A 22,152-nucleotide genomic window follows, 5' to 3' on the forward strand; every position below is an offset into this window, starting at 1 on the left:
ACGCGAACAGAAATTCTTGTGAGGCAAGACATGATCGAAACTGAATTCACACCGCTGGCAGCAACAGTAGGGGGCGCTTTAATCGGGCTGGCTTCCGTGCTCTTGATGTGGGTACGCGGCAACGTGCTGGGTGCAACTGGTATTCTGGCCGGTTTCTTGCAGCCCAACAGCTCGGCCGACTGGGCATGGCGCGCCGCAATCCTTGCGGGCATGCTGACAGGTCCGTTTGTCTACCTTTTCATGACCGGCAGCTTCCCAGCCATCCAAGTGCCCGTAAGCACCTTGTCGATGATCATCGGCGGTATCGTTGTTGGCATCGGCGTGACGTATGGATCAGGCTGCACATCCGGCCACGGTGTTTGTGGCATGGCGCGGTTGTCTCCGCGCAGCTTCGTGGCGACTCTTAGCTTTATGGCAGGGATCACCATCATGGTGTTTGTCACCCGCCACATCTTTGGCCTGTAAGGAGAGACTGATATGCATTTGATCGTCATTTATGCCATCGGCCTGATCTTCGGCCTTGGAATTTCAATATCTGGCATGGCCAATCCGGCCAAGGTCCTGAACTTCTTCGACTTTGCAGGAATCTGGGATCCTAGCCTTATCTTTGTGATGGGGGCGGCCATTCTTGTTGCTGCACCCGGCTACTTCTTGGTTCTGAAAAGTCCCAAACCTGTTTTCGGCAACGCGTTCACGCTGCCCGGCACCAAGCTGATTGACCGCCGTCTGGTGGGTGAGTCTTTCACCTTCGGACTGGGGTGGGGGCTGGCCGGTTTCTGCCCCGGCGCATCGCTTCCGGTGATCTCGACAGGTAACACTGACGTGCTGATTTTCACAGCTGCTCTTATCGCGGGCATCTTCATTGCACGCTTCATGATCCAGCGGACCGCGGCCAAACGCGACGCTGTTACTGCTAGCTAAAACCGGGCCACGGCCCGGGACCCTAAGGAAAGGAAATGTCATGACCGACTATCCAGTAAACACCGATCTCATCCCCGAGGTGAAAGCCTTTTTCGAGCCGGACTCGAATACGATTTCCTATGTGGTCAAAGACCCGACATCGAATGCATGTGCGGTGATCGATAGCGTCATGGACATCGACTATGCCGCTGGCCGGATTTCGAACGAACATGCGGACGAGATCATTGCTTATATCAAGTCTGAAGGTCTTGATCTTCAGTGGCAGATCGAAACCCATGTCCATGCGGATCACCTGTCGGCCGCGCCCTATATCCAAGAGAAACTGGGCGGCAAGATTGGCATCGGCAGCCAAATCACGGTTGTTCAGGATGTGTTTGGGAAAGTCTTCAACGAAGGCACTGAATTCCAACGTGATGGAAGCCAGTTTGATGCTCTGTTCGAAGACGGTGATACCTACAAGATCGGCAATATGGATGCTTTCACCATTCATACGCCGGGCCACACGCCCGCCTGCATGGTGCATGTGATGGGCAACGCTGGTTTCGTGGGGGACACGCTCTTTATGCCCGATGGTGGTTCGGCACGTGCTGATTTCCCCGGCGGAGACGCGGGCGAGCTGTATGACTCGATCCAGAAGGTGCTTTCGCTTCCAGATGAAACCCGGTTGTTCATGTGCCACGATTACGGTCCCAATGGCCGTGATATTCAGTGGGAAACGACGGTTGCGGAAGAAAAAGAGCACAATATCCATGTCGGCGCAGGAAAATCGCGTGAGGAGTTTGTGAAATTCCGCACCGAACGAGATGCGCAATTGGATATGCCGCGACTGATTATCCCGTCGCTTCAAGTCAATATGCGTGCAGGTGAAATGCCACCGGCAGATGAAGACGGAAATACTTTCCTGAAAGTTCCCGTAAACGCGCTGTAAGAGGTTCAGGTCAGATGCAGACTAGAAAACTAGACGACACGATCACGGTAAGCCATCAGATCACGATTGAGGATGTACAAAGCATTCGCGATCAAGGCTTTACCTTGCTTATGTGTAACCGCCCCGATGGCGAAGATCCCGGACAACCGGATTGGGAAGACGTGAAATCTGCGGCCGAGGCCGTGGGATTGAAAACAGCGTTCTTGCCCATGTCCACGCGCGAAGATGCGATTGCCCTGAAGGATTCCTTTCGGGGTGAGATGGAAGCGGCCGAAGGTCCGGTCTTTGCCTATTGCCGCACAGGAACGCGTTGCGAGATCCTGTGGACCCTCGCGATGAGCTGACACGGCCGATAAGGCCTTAACAAACGGAAAAGCAGCCATGAATGTATCCAAGGCTCTGGCAGCGCGTGGCGCAGCCCTAAAACAATTCGTGCCGATGCTCGAATGGGGCAGGCACTATGATCAGAAAATTCTGTCTGCGGATTTGCTTGCGGCGGTGATCGTCACCATCATGTTGATCCCGCAGTCCTTGGCCTATGCGCTGTTGGCTGGGCTACCTGCTGAAATGGGGCTTTATGCCTCGATCCTGCCGTTGGTGGCCTACGCGATCTTTGGCACGTCGCGTGCCCTTGCCGTTGGGCCCGTTGCCGTGGTCAGCCTTATGACGGCAGCTGCGGTGGGCAACTTGGATTTGGCCGGGCCACAGGAATATATTGCAGCGGCCATCACGTTGGCCTTCCTGTCAGGTTTGATCCTGTTGGTGATGGGCGTGTTCCGGCTGGGCTTTCTTGCGAATTTCCTTAGCCACCCTGTGATCGCGGGGTTTATCACCGCCTCAGGCCTGCTGATTGCGACCAGTCAATTGAAGCATATCCTGGGCATCGACGCGCATGGCCATTCGCTGATCGAGCTTCTGGGCACATTGTTCGCCCATATAGGGCAGACCAACCTGATCACGCTTGTGATTGGCGCGGGATCGGTTGCGTTTCTGTTTTGGGTGCGTAAGGGCCTGAAACCCCTTTTGGTTAAAATGGGGCTGGGGGAGCGTTTGGCAGATGGGCTTGCCAAGGCAGGACCCGTGGGCGCTGTGGTGGCCACAACGCTGCTGAGCTGGGGCTTTGATCTGCAATCAAAAGGCGTGGCCATCGTTGGCGCTGTGCCGTCGGGGATGCCTCCGCTGACCCTGCCAAGCTTTGATGCAGACCTTTGGTCCAGCCTGTTTGGATCGGCCCTGTTGATCTCAATCATTGGCTTTGTGGAATCAATCTCGGTGGCGCAAACCTTGGCCGCGAAGAAGCGGCAACGCATCGTCCCGGATCAAGAGCTTGTGGGCCTTGGCGCGTCGAACATCGCGGCGGCTATGTCTGGTGGGTACCCGGTGACGGGTGGGTTCGCCCGGTCGGTGGTCAACTTCGATGCAGGCGCTGAAACGCCCGCCGCAGGCGCTTTCACTGCAGTTGGTATCTTGCTGGCAGCGATGTTCCTGACACCGCTGCTGTACTTCCTTCCCAAAGCCACGCTGGCCGCCACCATTATTGTCGCCGTGCTGGGGTTGGTGGATTTTCAGATCCTGAAATCCACGTGGCGCTACCACCGGGCGGACTTCACGGCTGTTTTGGCAACAATTCTGCTGACGCTTGGTTTCGGGGTCGAAATTGGCGTGTCCGCAGGCGTGGTGCTGTCCATTGTGCTCTATCTCTACAAGACATCACGGCCTCATATCGCCGAGGTTGGCTTGGTTCCCGGGACACAGCATTTCCGCAACATTGACCGTCACGACGTTTTAACTCACCCCGAGCTGGTAAGCCTGCGGTTGGACGAAAACCTCTATTTTGCCAATGCGCGGTATATCGAGGACTACCTTCTGGCGCGCATTGCGCGTGGCGGTTTGAAACATGTGGTTCTGATGTGCTCGGCTGTGAACGAAATCGATCTGTCGGCCTTGGAAACTTTGGAAGAGCTTGACCGCCAGCTTGGCGACAGCGGCATCACGCTTAGCTTTTCAGAAGTGAAAGGACCGGTCATGGATCGACTTAAGCGCACAGATTTTCTGGATCATCTGTCCGGGGATGTCTATCTGACGCAATATGCCGCCATGAAGGCTTTGGGGCCTGTTTCGTAGGGCAAAGGGCTTGGTATTAAGGGGCGACGCTGCGTAATCTTTGGCAGGGCGGTCAGATTTATTGAACGCTTGTGCAGTTCTTGCTAGGGCCAAACCAACCAAACCGGAGGGTTCCCATGCAGATCACCGAAAACACCGTTGTCACCGTGTCAGGCGGCGCGTCTGGCCTTGGCGGCGCAGTTGCCGAAGCCCTTGCCGCCGCAGGCGCGAAAGTAGGTATTTTTGACCTGAATGAAGAGGCCGGGCAGGCCATGGCGCAAAAGCTTGGCGGTGCCTTCGCCAAGGTCGACGTTTCCGATGCCGCGTCGGTTGCTGAAGGGTTCAAAACCTTGCGCGCGGCTTTAGGGCAAGAGCGTGTGATGGTGAACTGCGCAGGCATCGCGCCAGCCGCCAAGACCCAATCCAAGGGTGCGCCGCATGACCCAAGCCTGTATGCCAAAGTCATTAGCGTGAACCTGATTGGGACCTTCAACTGCGCAAGCCAGTCAGCTGCAGGAATGGCAATGACCGATCCGGTCACGGAAGATGGCGAACGCGGCGTAATCGTCAACACGGCATCCATTGCAGCGATGGACGGTCAGGTCGGACAGTTGGCTTATGCATCGTCCAAAGGCGGCGTGGTCGGTATGACCCTGCCGATGGCACGTGATTTGATGCGGGATGGCATCCGCGTGATGGCAATTGCTCCGGGCATCTTCAAGACACCTATGGTGGCTGGCCTTCCGCAAGAAGTGCAGGACAGTCTTGGTGCGCAAGTTCCCTTCCCATCACGCCTTGGGGATCCGGCCGAGTTTGCTGGCATGGTGCGCCACATCGTCGAGAATGCCTTCCTGAACGGTGAAGTGATCCGGCTTGATGGCGCAGTGCGCATGGCGCCGCGCTAAGAATTATGGGCCGGGGGCGGGCGACCGCCCTCTGGCATCCCGCGCGCAGATCACCTATGTAGCGCGCGATGAACACGCATTCGACCATACGTAACGCAGCACGTCTGTCTGTCGCCCCGATGATGGACGGGGCCGACGCAATCTGAAAGCCCTAGTTTTTGGGGGCTTAGGGGGTGTCATCGAAATTTGTAGCATTGGTTGTAGCATCGCTATGTTCATGACACCCTGTAGAGAAGTTGTAGCACGCGTTCGCTCGGAGTTTGCGTAGGCAATTGGCGGACTTCAAGTGCTGGATGGTTTTTGCGCCCGCATAGGTTGACATTGAAGACTTGCCAACATAATTGGATTGGGACGGCTTGATCGGCCGGTGGCATCTGCGAAGTTCGGTGCAGGTGACAAAGAGATCTCAGCGAATGCTGCGCCCATAACGTTCTGCTATTCCACCGAACAGTGGAGAAGCATCTGTGACCAAGTCATCATCCAACCTTTCATCCAAATACCTTCCGTTCGTTGAATTCCATATCGCGGAGCTGACAGGTATCAAACCCGACCACATCCGCGGATCAGCCCGCCGTTTGGGGCGCGATCGGGAGGACATCAAATACAACAGCACGCTGAACCGCATTTGCAAGGAATTGGGCTTCAAAGGTGGGTTTGCGGGCTACAAGAAAAACTATGAACAAGACATCGAAGAGTTCATGGCGCGTCATGGCCTCGTCAACCCAGGCCTTTTTGAACCCGAGATTTTAGATCGACCCATTCGCATTGGGTTGAAACAGATTTCAGACCGATGGTTTCAATCAGCACATGAGCGTCCTTCGCGCATTTTTACGGGAGCAGGGGTCGAGTGGGCCGACCTGCTTGGAGTGGCCATGGGAATGTCGGGCTTCAAAGTTGTGAACCCTTACACCCGCGCAACACTCTGTCACGAGGACGAAATTGACCGTGTTCGGCAAGATCCGCCTAACCAATGGGTCATCCGAAGTGGTGGCCACAGCCTCGCTTTTTCAAAGTGTATGGAACTCAACAATTTGCTCGGTGATCAACTGTTGTCGTTTCGAGACGAAGCTGATCCTAAATCGAACGAGTTTGTATCCCAATTGTATTTTCCAAGCTCAATGGCATCAGAGGACGTCGTCTCGGAGCAGGAGGAGAGTTCTAGGTGGAGGCAGAATTCTTTCAGCACTCATTTCCAATTTGGAGCAAGGGTGGGTCGACCTCATTCCTTTCAACGAGAAACTCGTATTTTTACGAGACGGGCAGGGTGGATTTGATTTTGTTTTTCCACGATTTAGACCGAAAAGCTTCAATCACAACATCCACAGCCCTTTTCTGAAAAATGCTGATGTTCCAAAGTCGGATGACAGTTACCATTTCAAGCGTTGGCTTTACTTCGAATACGATGGTTGGAGGGAGCAGGACCAGCACGCCGCCGAATCTGCATTTTATGAACTGGGCGGGTGCACAAGAAACTATCCAGGAGAAGACGAGATTCTGCGCGCCTATCTGCAAAACAATGGCCGCTATTCGGCGCCATTCAAGAAGGCGCCATTGGCCGGAGGATTCAAAAAAGTGAGGGTTGGCGACAGGTGTCTGGCGGTGTCAGATCCGATTTCGATTTCTCGGTTCCGCGAGTTTATGACGATCGAAAATGAACTCTATGCAGCGTATCGCCCTACGGCACCGGATCAAGATGATTGGGAGCAATGCAACGTGGAGGGGGATGTGGCCACAGCGCCGGCATCGGTCACTTGGTATGACGCTTGCGCCTACGCGGCTTCCGTCAGCAAGAAGAGAAAACTGCCGGTTCGACTTCCTACCGAAGAGGAGTGGCTTGAAATATGTCACGAATTTCGCTCAGCACTTAAAGTGGGTTCGATGGATACCCACTCCAGGGATAAAGATCGAATTGTTGAAAAAGGTGCGCGCAGTTTGATTCATGGATTTTTTGGCACAGGTTACAATTGCGCCGAAGCAGATTTGCCTTGGGAAAAAACAAAAGACGGCATCAGCTTTCTTAGAGCCATCGACTTTGGGGAATGGCTGTTGTCAGAGGGTGCAGTGATTAACTCTCGTCATTTTGGGGCGATGAATATGATGCCTCTTCATCTTATGGATGGGCAAGACACCGTTGCAAATGGTGGTGCCAGTGTTTCGCCAAAGTGGGGAGATAGAGTTTCCGCGACACGGGATCGGATGTCACCAAAGTCTACGGGTGCATACAAGGATTGGCGGATTGGGTTCAGGCTTGTCTACGAAATTGACGTAGCGAGTGAGCCAGAGGACGCATATCCGGACACGAAGTTAGCCGGTGCCTAAGCATGCTGAACACCGCAGGGCAAATAATCACTACATAAAACAATCTAATCAAGGAGAGTAACAATGGGTAAAGGTCAAGGAAACGGCGGCGGATGGCCAAGCACGACAGGAAATCCGTCTGGTGGTGGACGGTCGAATGGTCAAGCCGGTGGCGGCAAAGGTAAATAGACTATCGGGAGCGGGGGCGTTGATGCCCCCGCTTTCCACGGACAGGGATGAGCGATCAGCGCGAGCGGATCTCTTTCGGTAGAAATCTATCAAAGAGCGGTGCTCCGAAGTGCAGTGCCCGTGACATATTCCTCGAGTTTGATCTTTGCATCATCGCGTCGACGCTGGATATAACGCGCAAGGCAAGTCAGAGGGACGGCGCAAGTTCGAATTTTTTTCATCCGCGCGGCTGGGAAGTCGAGTTGAATCGTGCCCCTCTTGATCTTTCGTTCAAGCACCTCGGGATCAAGGCCAAAGTAATCTCTGGCCACAATCCGAAATGGGATCTCTTCTTGCCCATCATGGCGGGCCAACAGCAACATCAGTGTGGTCATGTGCGTCTTAGCCCCCAATCTACTTCATGTCTTTTTCGGCAGCGGCACGGCGCGTGTCGATGTAATCCGCCAGGTCAGTCAGGTGAACACCCTTTGCGCACTTCTGGCTGTCTTCCATGGTTACCAGCGGGAGAGGAATATCCCCCTTGCGGATCTTTTCATGAAATTTACCGACAGACAGGTTGAACCAGTCTGCGGCAACCGCTTCGGAAGGGATAATCGGGCGGGCGTTATACATGGCTATCATCATGATTGCTGTGTTCATTTAGTTTTCCTCGAATGCGACCGCGCGGAACACGGTTATTGTTGTTGCAAAAACTGGCACCTTGTGGCGACAGTTTTGAGAAAATGGCTCATTTGCAAAAACGCGGAAGAAATTTTTTTGGAGTTCGAGAACCCATTAAACGAGGTGATCTCAAAACTTGCGGGCAGGGGTCATATGCCCGCCAGCAGTCTATCAGTTTGCCGTATCGCCGCGACCTTGTCCTCGAGCGCACGCTGAGCCGCGCGGAATTGGCGCCAACGCCACGCGAGATTGATCAGGTCGATGACTTTAGTATCGTAGATGTGCTCCGTCTCGATATCTGTAGCCATTGCACGATCTCCGAGGCCCTCTCGGTATTCGTTGGTAAACCGACGGATCTGATCACCGAGCAATTCGATGCGATCGTCATCGATGTCCTGCAGTCCGCAGCGGTCGGTCAGCTTTTGAAGCAGATCTAACGTCAGCTGTTTTGTGCTGCCCCGCGGAACCAAGCCCGCTGTGTGCCATTCTTGTGCCAGCAGGCGACCGTGGGTGATTGCATTGAGCGTCCGGTCGTGGAGTTCGCGTTCCGTCTTTTCGTCCATAAAGAGTCCTCCGGAGGTGAGACCACGTTATGTGGCCTCTCAAGACGCGGGCAGTGGGAGTTGCTGCCAGCGGGTGCGTTCTGGCGGCGAAAATGATGCCAGACTGGGGGGAGGCCAGCGTTTCCCGAGCCGGCCACTCACCTCCGACCCGGGATCACTTCACTCACACAATGGAACCAACTTTGTTCGGTTCCCGAGGGGCTTGCGTTTCCGGTCGCGCCCTCACCAAGAGGGGCGTGATCGAAACGGCAAGCGTCTCGGCGGTTTTCATCCCTTCTTCGCGCATGGCTTTGCTCTCCGGCGGACAGGTCTTTGGCGGTGCTGCGACTGCGGGCTTGTCCGGAGGTGGGCCGGTGGGGCTGCGAGTGGCTGTTCACCACTGTTGGGGACATTCCTGCCCCCAGGCTGGAGCCAGGTGGGCGGGCTTTGCCCCTGAAGCGGGCACGGACCTGTCCGCGATCACGCCGCCAGAGGTTCGGGCAGCATTCCCACGCGTTTCAGCTCGTAATACTTGGTCCGACCGATCCCGAGTGCGGCCCAGGGCTTCATGCGCGAGGCGCTATTCGCCTCCAGATACGCGTCGCGGGACTTGGCGCCATTTGCTGCGCGGCGCTGCCTTTCAGCCTCCGCCTTACGGCGCCGTCTTTCCTCTTCGGGGATCATCTGCTTGAGGCCGAGGTTGCGCGCGAGGTCCGGCGTGATGCCCAGACGCTCGGCCATCGTTGTGCCCTTATAGTGATAGCGGCCGTCAGCCCACAAAGACGCGTTGGTGAAAAGCTTTGCCTTCTGGATGGCCTGCCTGACAATCGCATTCACTTCGATCCGCTCCAGCCCCGGTGTCGCGCCCTGCGCGGCCCTCAAAATCTCTGCTTCCAGATCCATTACCTCGGGCAAATGGGTGAGGGAGGTCGCATGGAAGTGCAGCCAGGTGTTCCGCAGACCCGTCGGGATCAAACCGCCATGCGCATCACGAAATGCCGCCAGATCATCGCGGATTAACCTGAACCGCTCTGTCTGTGTCAGCCCCCGTGGCATCGCGGCGTTTGCGCGGCGTTTCTTCGACTTGTGCGTCCTTCGCTCCTGCAATTCGGCGCGGGTGGGCTTGCCGGCGGCCCTGTAGATCTGATCCGTCAGATCGTCGAAACGGTGGCGTTCTGCGGTGCCGCCACTGACTCGAACCTCCTTGTGCGACTTTTCGTTGAGGGTGCCCGGAATGCGGAAGACGCGAGCCGCATCCTTGCACGCCTTGTCTGCACCGAACGCGGCCGCGACGTCGATCAGCGCGCCCATTGCACCCTGCCAGCGCGGGAGCGCCGAGACCGGAATCGGCTCGATCAGCCAGATCGCAGCAAGCCCGCGACCCGTCTGTAGGAACACCGACGGCTGCGGCATTCCCGAGATCAGCAGATGGGCGGCGAATGCACTCTGAACTTCGGCGGGCGGCTTTCCACGCCATTGTGGCGCATGGAAATAGTCGAGATCGACATAAAGCGCGTTAAGCGATGCCAGCGACTTCAGCTTTCGCCCATACCAAAAGCGGTTCAGCGTCAGGAAACTGGTCCGGTCGACGAAGTGCGGCATTTGCGCGATCAAGGGCGCTGCCTCATAGGTATGGGTTTCCACATCGTCAGGCCCAAGCTTGCAAAGAACGGCGGCCTTCCCGCGTGCCCCTTCCGGATGCAAAAGGTGGAAATACTCCTCGGCAGTTAGGTCGAGAATCTGGGCGGTCGGGGCGAATTCGCAGGGATTGGAGTGCTTCATCCCAGGGAAATGGTCCCCAGACCACCATCACGAAAAAAACTGGATAATTTGAATGTTGGCCCAAGTCGCGGTGCAAAAGGATGCCGCGTCATGCGTCGATGAATGTCGCCCGGACCTACCAACCTGAAAAACTTACCGACTTACTTACCTACAAACCTCCGACCTTCGGACTTACCAACAAAGTGACATTCCAACCTTTTCTTTTGGCGCTCAAAAAACTTAGGAAGTTTGTTTTTTGGCTTTTGCCATTGAACCCACGTCTCTCCTGCAATCGCAAAATAGGGAGTTATACGATGCGCACACCAATCAATTCAGACGCCGAAATCATCGAGATGGGGATTGCTTTGTCAGCCAGAAGAGGCACGACAGTTCCGGCATGGGAGATCTACAAGGAGCTAGGTAGTCGGGGGAAGTTATCTCGTTTCCGCGACTTATGGGATACACACTGTGCCCAAGAGGTCGTGGAGAAGGCTGCCGACCCCGTTTTGCCCGATCAGGTTCAAGCGGAGCTTGACGCAAAGCTGATAGCCTTCGGGGCTGAGATTCAAAAAGTGGTGGCCGGAATGGCTGTGAGCCAGACCGAGCAGCATGTTCGCCAATTGGGCTATCAACATCGTGATTTTGTATTGATGAAAACCGAACATACTGCCGAAGTTCAAAGGCTTCTGGCTGAAATCGATTACCTGACCTCACGCGTTGAAGAACTCGAGCAGAACGAGGATGTCATAGCTGCCTCTGACCAGGGCCCCGAGCAATCCGCACTTCAAGCACCGGCTCAGGTTGCGGTGCCCCCGCAGGCGGTTCGTAAGTCTCTAAATCGACCTCTGAAGAATACTCGTCGGGTTCAGAACAAGGTGGCTCGTCCAGCTCTCCGCACGCGGCAAGGAGAGCGGCGCGAAGAATAGAGCCAGTCTTGAGGCTGTCGAACTGAGTGGCGGCCTCAAGGGCGGCATCAGCCCCCTTGGCATCGGTGACAACTTGGAGCCGGCGTTTTTCTACGCCGGCTTTCTGTTTTCGCGCAGTTTCGAGAACTCTGGCTATCCTTGCAGCTTCTTTGCGACCAGTAGCGCGCTGGCTGGCGCGTTTTAGCACCCAGTTATCCCATAGAGCATCATTGTGGATGCGTTGATCTCTTCGGCGTTTTCCGGCGGGCGTGTCGTCGTGCTTGATTTCCTCAAGGCGTTTACGGGATCTGGCAGAATTTAGGGGGCCCATGTGGTCCTGGGCCATCAGTCCTTCGGGTGCGTCGCCTGCTTGGGCCATAGCCTCATATGAACGCAAGTCTATTCGGGCATCAGACCCAATACTCTTGAGGGCCGAATTTGTGCGCTTTTCCCATTCTTGCCGGATGCGCAGCATTTCTTCAGGCCCTGATTTTAGATCAGTCAGTTGGGTCGTCTTCGCCCTGAATTTTCCGGTTGTCTGGCAAACATGGCGTGTTGTGAGCAGCAGATGCGCATGAAAGTTTAAGTTCGTGCGTTCTGGATCAAAGAGGGCTTCGAGGTAGCCCTCAGATTCCAAAGACATTTTCCCTCGTTCGTGTTGTCGTTGAACAGTCTCGTCCAAAAAACGAGGGGCATGAATGTCAGCCTGAACAGCAACCCCATATTGATCTCGTAGCCAAAGGCAATATCCTCGAACCAAGGCGATCTGTTTGTCGAGCGGTAGCTCGGCAGGCAGGGCAGGCCGCAGTTCGCGAACGACCTGTGCATTGCCGCGCTGTTCTGCTGCTTCAGCAGCATTCCAGAGGGTTTCTTCAGTTCCACTCCAGTTAATCAACTCGTGTGACAACAAGCCACCCGATTTGCCCGCCCGAAACTGCCTGCCAACCCGCTCATCCCGGTAGGTGGTGCGCGCAGTGTAGGCTGCGGACTTTACAGCGGACCGCCCGTCAGCGCGGGAGTGAATGATGACTTTGAAAAAGCTGGCTTTGTGCAACATAGAAGGGAAATGGTTCCTAGCGATCGTTTTCGCTCCTCTGGCCCGCTGCAGGCGCGCTGTAAACCTTGGGTTTACGTAATTGCGCGCACGCGTGCGTAAACGCGCGTGGGCGCGCGCGCGAGGCGAGCCAAAGTTTTTGGTTTTCTACGAGCGATGAGCTTTTCGAAGCACCACTTCCCATTCAGACACGATTGGAGGAAAGACTATGTCATACCAGCAGCAAGTTGCGAAAAGCTCCCAGGGGATCGCCCAAGCAAAGGCTCGAGCGAAGGATCAGATTGCGCAGAGCAGGAAAAAAATACGCAGGGCTGAAACACGCCGAAAGATTCTATATGGGATCGCGGTTCTTAGTTTTCTCGATGATCTGGAGCCCCAGCAAAAGGAGCGGTTGCTTGCAAAACTACATGGCAAAATCACCCATGACAGAGATCGCGAATTTCTCGGGCTGCCGGTGCAATCTCACAATAAGGGTGTTCACGCTGAGTAGCATGAAGGGGGTTACGCTACACAGGCTACCCAGCGTGAAGAGTTGTGGGATTGGCTAAGCGTTATACCAATGAGCGCAAACTGGATAGATTAACATCACAGCCCTTTGGGTTTTGCCGCTCTGCTGCGTGAATTAAATCAAGAACGCGTTCTTGGGTCGCAGTATTGGTTTCCTCTGAGAAATGTATGGTTGAGGTCGCAATGATAGCAAACGCAAGTATTCTCAAAAGATCTTCTTGAGTAGAGCCGAGGTCAGAGGCGATCTCAGGTGCAAGGAGAAAGACCGATGCCGCGACGCCTGCTCTTTGGGATTCAACGTCGCCAATTGCTTCGCCGATCACATGTTGCGCGATTTCCGATTTAACCTCGCGAAACGTTCGAGATGCCAGCGCGTCTTCCAAGTATATTTGCTCACAGAGGAAGGTGTCGGCCAAATTGGCGTAGCCATTGGTAGTGTTGCTCACCAATACTGAACCGGTGATCAGGCCGTTTAAAAAATCCTCTAAGCGAGGGATGCCGCGGTTGCGAGAGTTGGCACGCAGTGAGGCGGCGAAATAGATGCCGGTGACTATGAGATTACGGCGACGAACGGCTGAGATGACTGACATAAATAATCCTTTGATTGGGGGGGCGGCCTTGCGGGCCCGCATGTGAAAGGCGGGGCTGCGCAGTAGGCATTAGACTTGGTTTGTTGGCTTCAGACTGCAGATATGACCTCGGGTCGAGATCTTTGTCGGCCAAACAGTCCGCGGTTAGAGAAGGGGCGCTTAGCAGTCACCTTCTTATTGGGATGGATCCCTTGGCGTTCGTCTTGTGCTTCGCGAAACGGAAGCTCTTTGTAGCACTTGCTGATAAACGGAGAGGCATAGGCGGGGAGCCCACCAATCCGAGACGTTCCGGCGCATGGCTTGATGCAGAACCGAGGATCGTCTTTCCGAACGCGGATCCTGCGTTTGAAGATGAAACGAGTTGGCTTTTTTAGGTTGAATTCAGAAAGCATCTCTGGGCTGGAAGCCGTCATTTCATGAATACTCACGTCTCTGGGATCAAAGCTGCTTGTCCCGTAGGCAATCACGACTTCATCTGTTTCGTGATCTTCATGCAGAACAAAGCAAGGTCTGTTCTTCAAGGTTGCACTTTTTTTGTAAGGAAATTGAAAGGTGACAACGTCACCAACGGTGATCGAACGCTGCGCGTCCGGCACAAGTGCCATCATGATGGGCTCCGATTTTGAGGAAGGAAATCGACGCCCTTGGGTTACACCCCATGCTCTCAAGGGATGCAACTACTCCCTTCGAGTTTAGGTGAATGCCAGAACGTCATGACGAACGCTCTGGATTCACTAAACTCTTAAGGGAGTTAAGAAGGCTAACGCCTTAGATGGAATTTTCGGCGAGCTCGTCAAGATGCTGCGGTAGAAAAAAGTTCGCCTGTTGCCTTTGGGTGTGCTTGTTCGGTGGGGCGTTTTCGATGCGTAGATGCCCGAATTTGTTGGAAAAACAGGGGCGCAGCGCACATCAATAGGTTGCATGGCCAGCAAGCTGCCAATACAAATCTTTTAGAGGGTTTTGTTTGGCGCTCGTTGTTTTCCTTTTGATTACAGGATCCTTTAATGAACCCGACTGAGATTTTTGAAGCCCTTGAGAAGATCTCGTCCGAGCCATTCGATCCACTGGAATTCCCTTTTGCCTTTGCCGAGGCGACTGACGTGGCCCAGGCCGCAATTGCCAAGCTGCGAAATGGCACGACCAACAAGTCAGACCAGCCCAGTGGTGTGCTGGTCAACAAGAAGTTCCACTATGCACCCGCCTTGGACGGCATGGTTGATGTCACACTTGAGGCCCTTCGGAACTCTAAAAAGACGACCACTGCCAAACCAGCTGTCCTGATCGCCACGGATGGCGAGATGGTCGCGGCAGAGCAGCGGATGAGCGGAGAGACGCTTCATTGCCGTTTTGATGAGATCGGCGACAACTTTGGGTTCTTCCTGCCCGCCGCGGGCAAAGAGCGTTATGACGCGGTGCAGGAAAACCCTGTCGATGTCAAAGCGACCGGCAAACTGGCCCGGCTCTATGACGCGCTGGCCAAAGCCAACCCCGACTGGGCCAGTGATGAGCGCCGTCACGAGATGAACCAGCTGATGATGCGGCTGATCTTCTGCATGTTTGCCGAAGACGTGGGTATCTTCCCGGACAATCAGTTCAGTCAAATCCTGTTCAGCCACTCGGGCAACAAGGGCGAGGAAGCGCGCGAGGTGATCATCGCAGCCTTCACCGCCATGAACCGCCCCAAGAACCAGCGCGGCGATCTGCCAGGCTGGGCGGGGGAGCTGGAATACGTCAACGGTGGCTTGTTCGCCGGGGCGATTGATGCGCCCAAGTTCGATGTGCCGTCCTATCGCTATCTGCGCGATGCCTGCGATCTGGATTGGCGCGAGATCAACCCTGACATCTTTGGCTCGATGATCCAGTCAGTCGCCGACCCCAAACAGCGCTCTGAGCTGGGGATGCACTATACCTCGGTGCCCAACATCATGAAGGTGATCGGGCCGCTGTTTTTGGATGATCTGGACGCGGATATCGAGAAAGCATGGGATAAACCTGCCGCGCTGAAACGGGTGCTGACACGGCTTGAGGGGATCCGCGTGTTTGATCCGGCCTGTGGGTCGGGCAACTTTCTGGTCGTGTCCTATCGTCAATTGCGCGAACGTGAGATGCGCATTCTGGAGCGGTTGGAAGAACTGACGGGCGAGGGCACGAAAGAGATGTTCTCGGCCATTCAGATCGCCCATTTCCACGGGATCGAGATCACGGATTTCGCAGCCGAGACCGCCAAGCTGGCGCTGTTCATCGCCGAGTATCAGGCCAACGCGGTGTTTCGCGAGGTGTTCGGCCAAGGCCCCGCCAGCCTGCCACTGCGCGAAAGCGCGCATATCGTCTGTGACAACGCCCTGAGGGTGGATTGGGACGAGGTCTGCCCGCCACCCGGTGAGGGGGAAGAGGTGTTTATCGCGGGCAATCCGCCGTTTTTGGGGTCGACCTATCAAAGCAAAGAGCAAAAGGCCGATCTGGCCTTTGTGTTCAAGGAGCATGTGAAGAGTTTTGCTGCGTTTGATTTTGTCGCTGCATGGTTCTTCAAAGCGTCACGTTACATTCGGGGAAGGGCGGCACGATCCGCTCTGGTTTCGACCAATTCGATTTGTCAGGGCTACTCAGTTGCCGCTTTGTGGCCGCATGTTCTTGAGCCTGATTTGGAAATTGGGTTTGCCCACAAGGATTTCAAATGGCGGAACAACGCATCAGCAAATGCAGCAGTAATTTGCTCGATTATTGGATTGCGAAATGTGACGAGGGTTCCGAAACGCTTGTTTGCAAATGGCGTTGAAAGTCTGGTGGACAATATCAATGCCTTTTTGGTGCATGCCCCCTCTGTTTCGGTGGTCGGGACGCGCGATGGATTGTTCGGGTTACCTTCTATGGACTATGGCAATAAGCCGGTCGAAGGAGGGTTTCTTCTCATGACCGAAGAAGAGAAATCCACTTTGTTGCACGCTGAGCCACGTGTTTCGCCCTTCATACGCCCCTTTATGGGCTCCAAAGAGGTGGTAAATGGTTTCCGTCGCTATTGCCTGTGGATCACTGCGGATACATTGACTGAGGCGATGTCTATTCCTGCGATCTCAGAAAGAGTTCAAAGAGTTGAGGAATTTCGAGCGGAAAGCACTGACAAGTATGTTCGTGAAAAACTGCTCCCTCTTTCTTACCGGTTCAAGCAAGTATTTGAAGCCAATAGCCATTCTATCCTCATCCCAAGCGTGACTTCTGAACGCCGTCCGTATCTTCCAGTAGATCGGGTAGATGCGAGTGTGATCTCATCAAATCTCAACATGGCCCTCTACGACGCCCCCGACTGGTGCCTCGCGCTGATCGCTTCGCGCATCCACCTCGTCTGGATCGCCACTGTTTGTGGAAGGCTTGAAAGCCGTTTCCGTTATTCGAACACCCTTGGCTGGAACACCTTTCCGGTGCCGAATTTCTCGGACGATCAGCTTGAAGCGCTCAATGCTTCGGCCCGCAAGATCCTCAAAACCCGTTACAGCCATTATCCGGCCACCATTGCCGAATTGTATGACCCCGACAAAATGCCCGACGATCTGCGAGCGGTGCATCGGGAAAACGATGAGCTGCTGGAAACCATGTATATCGGGCGGCCGTTCCGCAACGATACCGAACGGCTGGAGCATTTATTCAAGCTCTACGCTGCCAAGATTAAACAGATTGAAAAAGATGCTGCGAAATCCAAGCGCGGCAAGAGGGGCAAATAAATGGCTCAGATGTTGAACGTCCAATACGGGCACAAGAAATCAGCGACCAACCCCATGGGCATGCGCGAAATGCAGGCGCGGGCCTATGCGGCGCGGGCGGCGCAATTCCTGTTGCTCAAGGCGCCCCCAGCGGCGGGCAAAAGCCGGGCGCTGATGTTCATCGCGCTGGACAAGCTGCGCCACCAAGCGCGCGAAAAGGTCATCGTTTGCGTGCCAGAAACCTCGATTGGGGGATCGTTCCGCTCGACTGATCTGACATCCTATGGGTTTGAGGCCGATTGGGAAGTTGAGGATAAATGGAACCTCTGCCTGACGGGTGAGGATGCGTCGGACCAAAAGGTGAAGGCCTTTGTGGAGTTCATGGGTTCGGATGCCGAGGTGCTGGTGTGCACCCATGCCACGTTCCGCTTTGCCTATGAAAAGGTGGTTGAGGCGCAGGGGCCAGAGGCGTTTGATGAGTGCTTCATCGCGATTGATGAATTCCACCATGTGTCCGCGTCCGACAACAACCGATTGGGCGTGATCCTGCGGGCACTGGTAACACGCGAGAAGTGTCATTTGATGGCGATGACCGGCAGCTATTTCCGCGGCGATGCCGACCCTGTGCTGCGGCCCGAGGATGAAGCTAAGTTCACCACGATCACCTACAGCTATTACGAGCAGCTGGAAGGCTATGAGCACCTCAAGGCGCTGGGGGTGAACTATCAGTTCTATAAGGGGCGATATATCAACGGCTTAGTTGATGTTCTGGATGTTTCGCAAAAGACCATCATCCATATCCCTCATCGTGGATCGTCCGAGGCGTTTGACGACAAGTTCAACGAAGTCGGCAAAATCATGGATCTGATCGGCACGCACAAAGGACGCGAAGACGCGACTGGGTTTGATCTGGTTGAGGCGTCTGATGGACGGCTGCTTAAGATTGCAGATCTGGTCGATGATGGGCCGGGGCGGGATATCGTCAAATCCGCATTGATGCGCGAGATCAAAGGACCGGATGGCAAACGGGATGACGAAGCCGACCGTGCCAAGGTCGATATCATCATCGCGCTCGGGATGGCCAAAGAGGGGTTTGACTGGGTCTGGTGCGAACATGCGCTGACCATCGGTTATCGCTCATCCTTGACGGAGATCGTGCAAATTATCGGCCGCGCTACCCGCGACGCCCCGGGCAAGCCGCGTGCTGTGTTCACCAACCTTGTGGCAGAGCCGGGTGTTGAAACCGGTGTGGTCACAGATGCGGTGAATGACATGCTCAAGGCGATTTCAGGATCGCTGTTGATGGAGCAAGTGCTGGCACCAAATTTCAAGTTCCATAGGCGTGAAGATGGAGACATTAGAGAGCCCATTTCGGTAGACGGGCAGGGGAACGTGAACGTTGTCATAGGGGATCTGCTAATGCCCCCGACGAAGCGCTCAAAGGACATCTGCGAGCAAGATATGCATGACCTGATGGCTGCGGCCTGTCAGGCGATGGACAAGCGCGTATTGTCACCGGAAACGGCGCCTGAGGTCGCGACCCAGATGATTTTGACCGACATCATTGAGAAGCGATACGAAACGCTTGATGAAGAAGAGGCCGAGAGCGTTCGTCAGCATCTTGCGGCGCACATGAACATCCTAACCTTGGCCCGAGATGAACAGCAAAAAGGCATGGCTGAGGCCGGGGCTGCTTTTGAAGGTAAGTCGGAGACGTCTGCGGACAGCGAGGTGGATGAGCTTGCCAGCGCGCCAAATACCCTTCTTCAAATGGTCAAGAAGTTCATCAATGTGCGCGATATCGATGTGGAGCTGATTGACAGTGTGAATGCGTTTCAGGAGCGGTTTGAAGTTGCCTCCAAATCGTTGGACTCAAAGCTTCTGGCACATGTGCAATCAGCTATGGTCGCAATGCGGGTCGATATGTCGGAAGACGAGGCACGAACGCTTTGGCCGCGTATTAAAGCATTTCGGGCATCCGAGGGGAGAGAACCCAATCCCAACTCTCCTGATGCGCTTGAAAAGCGAATGGCAGAAGCGCTGTCATGGCTAAAAGCACAGAAGGCCAAACGCATGCGTGAGGGAACGCTGTAATGCCTCGCCCAACGCTTGATGACATCTTTTCTGAGCTAGACGAATTTGGATTGCTGGCGGTAAAACCGCGCGCTGCTGGCGCCCAGTATACTGATCGGGGATTGGCCATATTGGGCGAGGTGAGCACATTCTTTGAACGAACCGACCATTTACCCCACCCAGATGCGGCTGATCATGAGGAGATGCGGCTCGGCACGATTTGGGAAAAGCTAAGGCAGAACCCAACAGATGAGATGTTAGCATCTGATCACTTGGGATTGCTTGAGGCGAAGGATGTTCCGCAAACAAATTGGCGGGAAGACCCTCACGAAGGGCAAATTCCAGACAGTCTTGATGACATCTTTGACGATGATGCTTTGGAACTGGATGAAGATGCCGTGACGCTTCGCCATGTAACACCATCTGCCGAGCGCCACTTGCCCGATCATCGTGCGGAATTCGTTCCGTGCACAGATTTCGATAGATACGCCGACAAGTTCGAAGAGGTGCAGTCGGCTTTGGAAGCGGGTGAGCGCAAGGCGAGGCCCGTGAAGAAATGGGCTGTGATTGAGCCAGTTGAAGGCGATTTTTTCATTCGGAATGGTTTGCTGGCGATGATCGCAGAGAAATCGGAGATGACAGCGCGTGGTGGGTCTCGAGACCATCGGCTGCGAGTGATCTTTTCAAATGGCACGGAAAGCGACCCACTCATGTCCTCTTTCCGCAAGTCATTGAACGATGACAAAGCCTCTAGACTAATCGAAAAAGTAGGTCTCGGGCCGCTGGATGCAGAATGGGAAGCCGACCGGGTGGGTGTTTCGGGCACGATCTACGTCGCCCGGTCATTGTCTGATGATCCCGCAATCAAGGATCAAAGAAAAATCCTACACAAAATTGGGGTCACCAGCCAAGACGTTCGAAGGCGCGTTGCAGATGCGCGGAATGATCCTACGTTTCTCTTGGCCCCAGTTGAGGTCGTCGCCACCTTTGAGCTGGAAAATCTCCCGCGGGAAAAGGTAGAGCAACTTCTTCACAGATTCTTCGAGAGCGCCAGACCTTCTGAACTCTTCATTCTGGACCGTTTTGGCAAAAAGGTGCATCCAAAAGAGTGGTTCTACGTGCTTCCGGAGCATGTGAGCCAAGCTGCCACATTATTACAGAAACAGGAGCTTCATTTGTTTAGATACAACGTGAAGGCGCAAGTCATTGAGCGGCGATGAAAAAAAGAAATCTCCCACATCTGAGATTGAAAACAAAAACGATTGTGAGCTGTTCTAATGAAAATTTCAAAAATAACTGTTCAAAACTTCAAAGCAATTGATAGAGCGGCCCTTGAACTTGCGGATTTCAACGTGCTTGTTGGGGCAAATGGTTCCGGAAAAAGCTCTGTTTTGCAAGCGATGCATTGGGTTTTCCAATCTGGGCGCAATCGCAGCGTATCCGCAAACAGGAAGAGCACGGAGGGTGCCACGCTCTCGGAAAACGACGCTACTTACATGCCTTCACCCGAATATAGAAATTCCGGAAACGGCGCTGAATATGGAAACTTTCAGAATTCCCCAAAGCTTGATTTGAAAGTTGAAGCGAAGGACACAGAGGGAGTGTCCATATCTGCAGACCTTTGGATAAAGTCTGCACGAAATGAAGGTATTAGCGTTCATATCCCTTCAGGAAATGCCTTAACGAACGTGATACGCGATCGGCGGAGAGAGATTAGTGCATACATCCCGGGTTTGGCAGGGATTCCCTTGCTGGAAGAAAAGAGAACCAAACTCATAGTAGAACGATTGGCTGCGGCTGGGGACGCCAATACTGTTCTTCGGAATGTTCTGGATCTTCTAAAAGCGAAAGAAACCGACGGGAAGACTGGTCTCGAAACAGTGCAAGATTATGTTTCACGCGTTATGGGCAAGCTTACCCTCAAAGTAGATTTCGACGAAGACCAGCATTCAAGAATTCTGGCGCAGTTCCAAACTGCTGAAATGGCGGTGGCGGACCCAAAGAGGTTTAAGCCGCTTGAACTCGCAGGAATTGGCTTTCTTCAAGTCATTCAGATCTTTTCATATCTGGTTTATTTTCGACCTGTTTTGTTGTTGGTAGATGAGCCTGACTCTCATCTCCATCCGACAGCACAGGAAAAACTCATTTCTGTGCTGTCCGAAGCGGCTCGCGACTTCGGCACGCAAGTCGTTCTCGCAACGCATAGCCCTTCTGTTGTGCGTTCCTTGCCTGCGGATACAAAGGTCATTTGGATGAAAGATGGTGCGGTTCAACCTAATGGCGATGAGGTTGCTCGCAATCTGATGGGCTGGGGATTGCTCGACAAGCGAATCCTATTGATGACCGAAGACACCGGATCTGCGATGCTTCAATCGATACTCTCTCAATGGCCAGACTTAGAAAGAACGACAGCAATTTGGCCTTTTCATGGAACTGGAAAGCTTCCTACGCCTGAAACGATAAATGGACTCAAGGGCTTATTTGGAGATTCTATTGAGATTGTTATCCACAGAGACCGGGACTTCATGATGCCCGAAGAAGTGGTCGCGCTCGCAACTCCATATCAGGACAAGGGGTTTCATTTCTGGGTGACGAAATGCTCGGATATGGAGGCCTATTGGGGGGAACAAAGTATTATCGAAGCTCATTTTGGGGTGAGTGGAGAAGCCGCGGCTGATATCTTGACCGAAGCTGTGAATGCGGCCTGTGCTGAAAATAAGGCTTTGGAGAAACGTCGAACGAAGAGAAACGATGCCAGTCAGAAAATCCCTGAGGCACGAAGAGGCCAACTTCCTCAATTTGGAGATGTTGAGGTAGAAGCGGCCGCAACAGAGCATGGTGATCAGCACAAAGTCCTGGGGAAAGACTTGGTAAGTGCCATCCGTAAATCCGCACAAGATAAAGGGCTTCCTCGCGCGAGCAGTTTTGGCAAGTCTGTGCCTCCTGATTTGGATCAGGTTTTAGTTGATGAATTGCGAGAAACGCTCGAAGCACTGCTTTGATTTTGCTTGTGAGATATTT

The 22,152-nt window shown here is 54.1% G+C and carries 20 protein-coding genes; 13 read left to right on the forward strand and 7 right to left on the reverse strand.

From position 1 onward, the window contains the following. Positions 1-18: 18 nt before the first annotated feature. The 8 genes from AC0L6A_RS08750 to AC0L6A_RS08785 all read left to right on the forward strand — a co-directional run bounded on the left by AC0L6A_RS08750 (position 19) and on the right by AC0L6A_RS08785 (position 7,176). Entirely contained in the window at positions 19-465 is a 447-nt protein-coding gene (locus AC0L6A_RS08750; protein ID WP_473293432.1) for a YeeE/YedE family protein, read from the forward strand. Between the two features lie 12 nt (positions 466-477). After that, positions 478-921 (forward strand): DUF6691 family protein, encoded by a 444-nt coding sequence (locus AC0L6A_RS08755; protein ID WP_473289328.1) that lies wholly within the window; start codon positions 478-480, stop codon positions 919-921. Between the two features lie 40 nt (positions 922-961). After that, positions 962-1,849: an MBL fold metallo-hydrolase gene (locus AC0L6A_RS08760; protein WP_473289329.1), complete on the forward strand. Its 888-nt coding sequence runs from the start codon at positions 962-964 to the stop codon at positions 1,847-1,849. A 14-nt stretch (positions 1,850-1,863) separates the two neighbouring features. Then, positions 1,864-2,193: a protein tyrosine phosphatase family protein gene (locus tag AC0L6A_RS08765; RefSeq protein WP_473289331.1), complete on the forward strand. Its 330-nt coding sequence runs from the start codon at positions 1,864-1,866 to the stop codon at positions 2,191-2,193. 37 nt (positions 2,194-2,230) lie between these two features. Next, complete coding sequence (locus AC0L6A_RS08770; RefSeq protein WP_473289332.1) at positions 2,231-3,973, forward strand: SulP family inorganic anion transporter; 1,743 nt, start codon at positions 2,231-2,233, stop codon at positions 3,971-3,973. A gap of 116 nt (positions 3,974-4,089) precedes the next feature. Next, a complete protein-coding gene (locus tag AC0L6A_RS08775; protein ID WP_473289334.1) occupies positions 4,090-4,857 on the forward strand; it encodes an SDR family NAD(P)-dependent oxidoreductase in 768 nt (255 codons plus the stop codon). Positions 4,858-5,321: 464 nt separating this feature from the next. After that, entirely contained in the window at positions 5,322-6,131 is an 810-nt protein-coding gene (locus AC0L6A_RS08780) for a hypothetical protein (protein ID WP_473289336.1), read from the forward strand. Beyond that, on the forward strand, positions 6,055-7,176 hold the full coding sequence (locus tag AC0L6A_RS08785) for an SUMF1/EgtB/PvdO family nonheme iron enzyme (protein ID WP_473289337.1): 1,122 nt from the start codon (positions 6,055-6,057) through the stop codon (positions 7,174-7,176). Before AC0L6A_RS08780 ends, AC0L6A_RS08785 begins: the two co-directional genes overlap by 77 nt. Before the next feature lie 257 nt (positions 7,177-7,433). On the opposite strand, the gene AC0L6A_RS08790 is transcribed toward AC0L6A_RS08785, so the two are convergent. The 5 genes from AC0L6A_RS08790 to AC0L6A_RS08810 form a co-directional block, all read right to left on the reverse strand. Further along, entirely contained in the window at positions 7,434-7,718 is a 285-nt protein-coding gene (locus tag AC0L6A_RS08790; RefSeq protein ID WP_473289339.1) for a pyocin activator PrtN family protein, read from the reverse strand. Between the two features lie 19 nt (positions 7,719-7,737). Beyond that, positions 7,738-7,983 carry a pyocin activator PrtN family protein gene (locus AC0L6A_RS08795; RefSeq protein WP_473289341.1) on the reverse strand — a complete coding sequence of 82 codons (246 nt, stop codon included), beginning with the start codon at positions 7,981-7,983 and terminating at the stop codon, positions 7,738-7,740. A 170-nt stretch (positions 7,984-8,153) separates the two neighbouring features. Then, positions 8,154-8,567, reverse strand: coding sequence for a hypothetical protein (locus AC0L6A_RS08800; protein WP_473289342.1), 414 nt, complete (start codon positions 8,565-8,567; stop codon positions 8,154-8,156). 459 nt (positions 8,568-9,026) lie between these two features. After that, on the reverse strand, positions 9,027-10,328 hold the full coding sequence (locus tag AC0L6A_RS08805) for a DNA-primase RepB domain-containing protein (RefSeq protein WP_473289344.1): 1,302 nt from the start codon (positions 10,326-10,328) through the stop codon (positions 9,027-9,029). 723 nt (positions 10,329-11,051) lie between these two features. Next, positions 11,052-12,269 carry a MobA/MobL family protein gene (locus AC0L6A_RS08810; RefSeq protein WP_473289346.1) on the reverse strand — a complete coding sequence of 406 codons (1,218 nt, stop codon included), beginning with the start codon at positions 12,267-12,269 and terminating at the stop codon, positions 11,052-11,054. Positions 12,270-12,474: 205 nt separating this feature from the next. On the opposite strand from AC0L6A_RS08810, the gene AC0L6A_RS08815 reads away from it, so the two are divergent. Then, on the forward strand, positions 12,475-12,756 hold the full coding sequence (locus AC0L6A_RS08815; RefSeq protein ID WP_247035636.1) for a hypothetical protein: 282 nt from the start codon (positions 12,475-12,477) through the stop codon (positions 12,754-12,756). A gap of 61 nt (positions 12,757-12,817) precedes the next feature. Here the strand turns inward: AC0L6A_RS08815 and AC0L6A_RS08820 are convergent, their stop codons facing one another. Both AC0L6A_RS08820 and AC0L6A_RS08825 read right to left on the reverse strand, forming a co-directional pair. Further along, positions 12,818-13,363: a hypothetical protein gene (locus tag AC0L6A_RS08820; protein WP_473289348.1), complete on the reverse strand. Its 546-nt coding sequence runs from the start codon at positions 13,361-13,363 to the stop codon at positions 12,818-12,820. Between the two features lie 89 nt (positions 13,364-13,452). Further along, on the reverse strand, positions 13,453-13,971 hold the full coding sequence (locus AC0L6A_RS08825) for a hypothetical protein (protein WP_473289350.1): 519 nt from the start codon (positions 13,969-13,971) through the stop codon (positions 13,453-13,455). Positions 13,972-14,367: 396 nt separating this feature from the next. On the opposite strand from AC0L6A_RS08825, the gene AC0L6A_RS08830 reads away from it, so the two are divergent. Genes AC0L6A_RS08830 through AC0L6A_RS08845 form a run of 4 tightly spaced genes read left to right on the forward strand, consistent with a single transcriptional unit; the run spans position 14,368 to position 22,133 of the window. Continuing rightward, positions 14,368-17,079, forward strand: coding sequence for a class I SAM-dependent DNA methyltransferase (locus AC0L6A_RS08830; RefSeq protein ID WP_247035639.1), 2,712 nt, complete (start codon positions 14,368-14,370; stop codon positions 17,077-17,079). Then, complete coding sequence (locus AC0L6A_RS08835) at positions 17,080-19,152, forward strand: DEAD/DEAH box helicase (protein WP_473289352.1); 2,073 nt, start codon at positions 17,080-17,082, stop codon at positions 19,150-19,152. It abuts the gene before it with no gap. 50 nt (positions 19,153-19,202) lie between these two features. After that, complete coding sequence (locus AC0L6A_RS08840) at positions 19,203-20,351, forward strand: GIY-YIG nuclease family protein (protein ID WP_473289354.1); 1,149 nt, start codon at positions 19,203-19,205, stop codon at positions 20,349-20,351. Between the two features lie 57 nt (positions 20,352-20,408). Beyond that, entirely contained in the window at positions 20,409-22,133 is a 1,725-nt protein-coding gene (locus AC0L6A_RS08845; protein WP_473289356.1) for an ATP-dependent nuclease, read from the forward strand. Positions 22,134-22,152: the final 19 nt, after the last annotated feature.

It is taken from the genome of Aliiroseovarius sp. D2-2 (assembly GCF_055809455.1).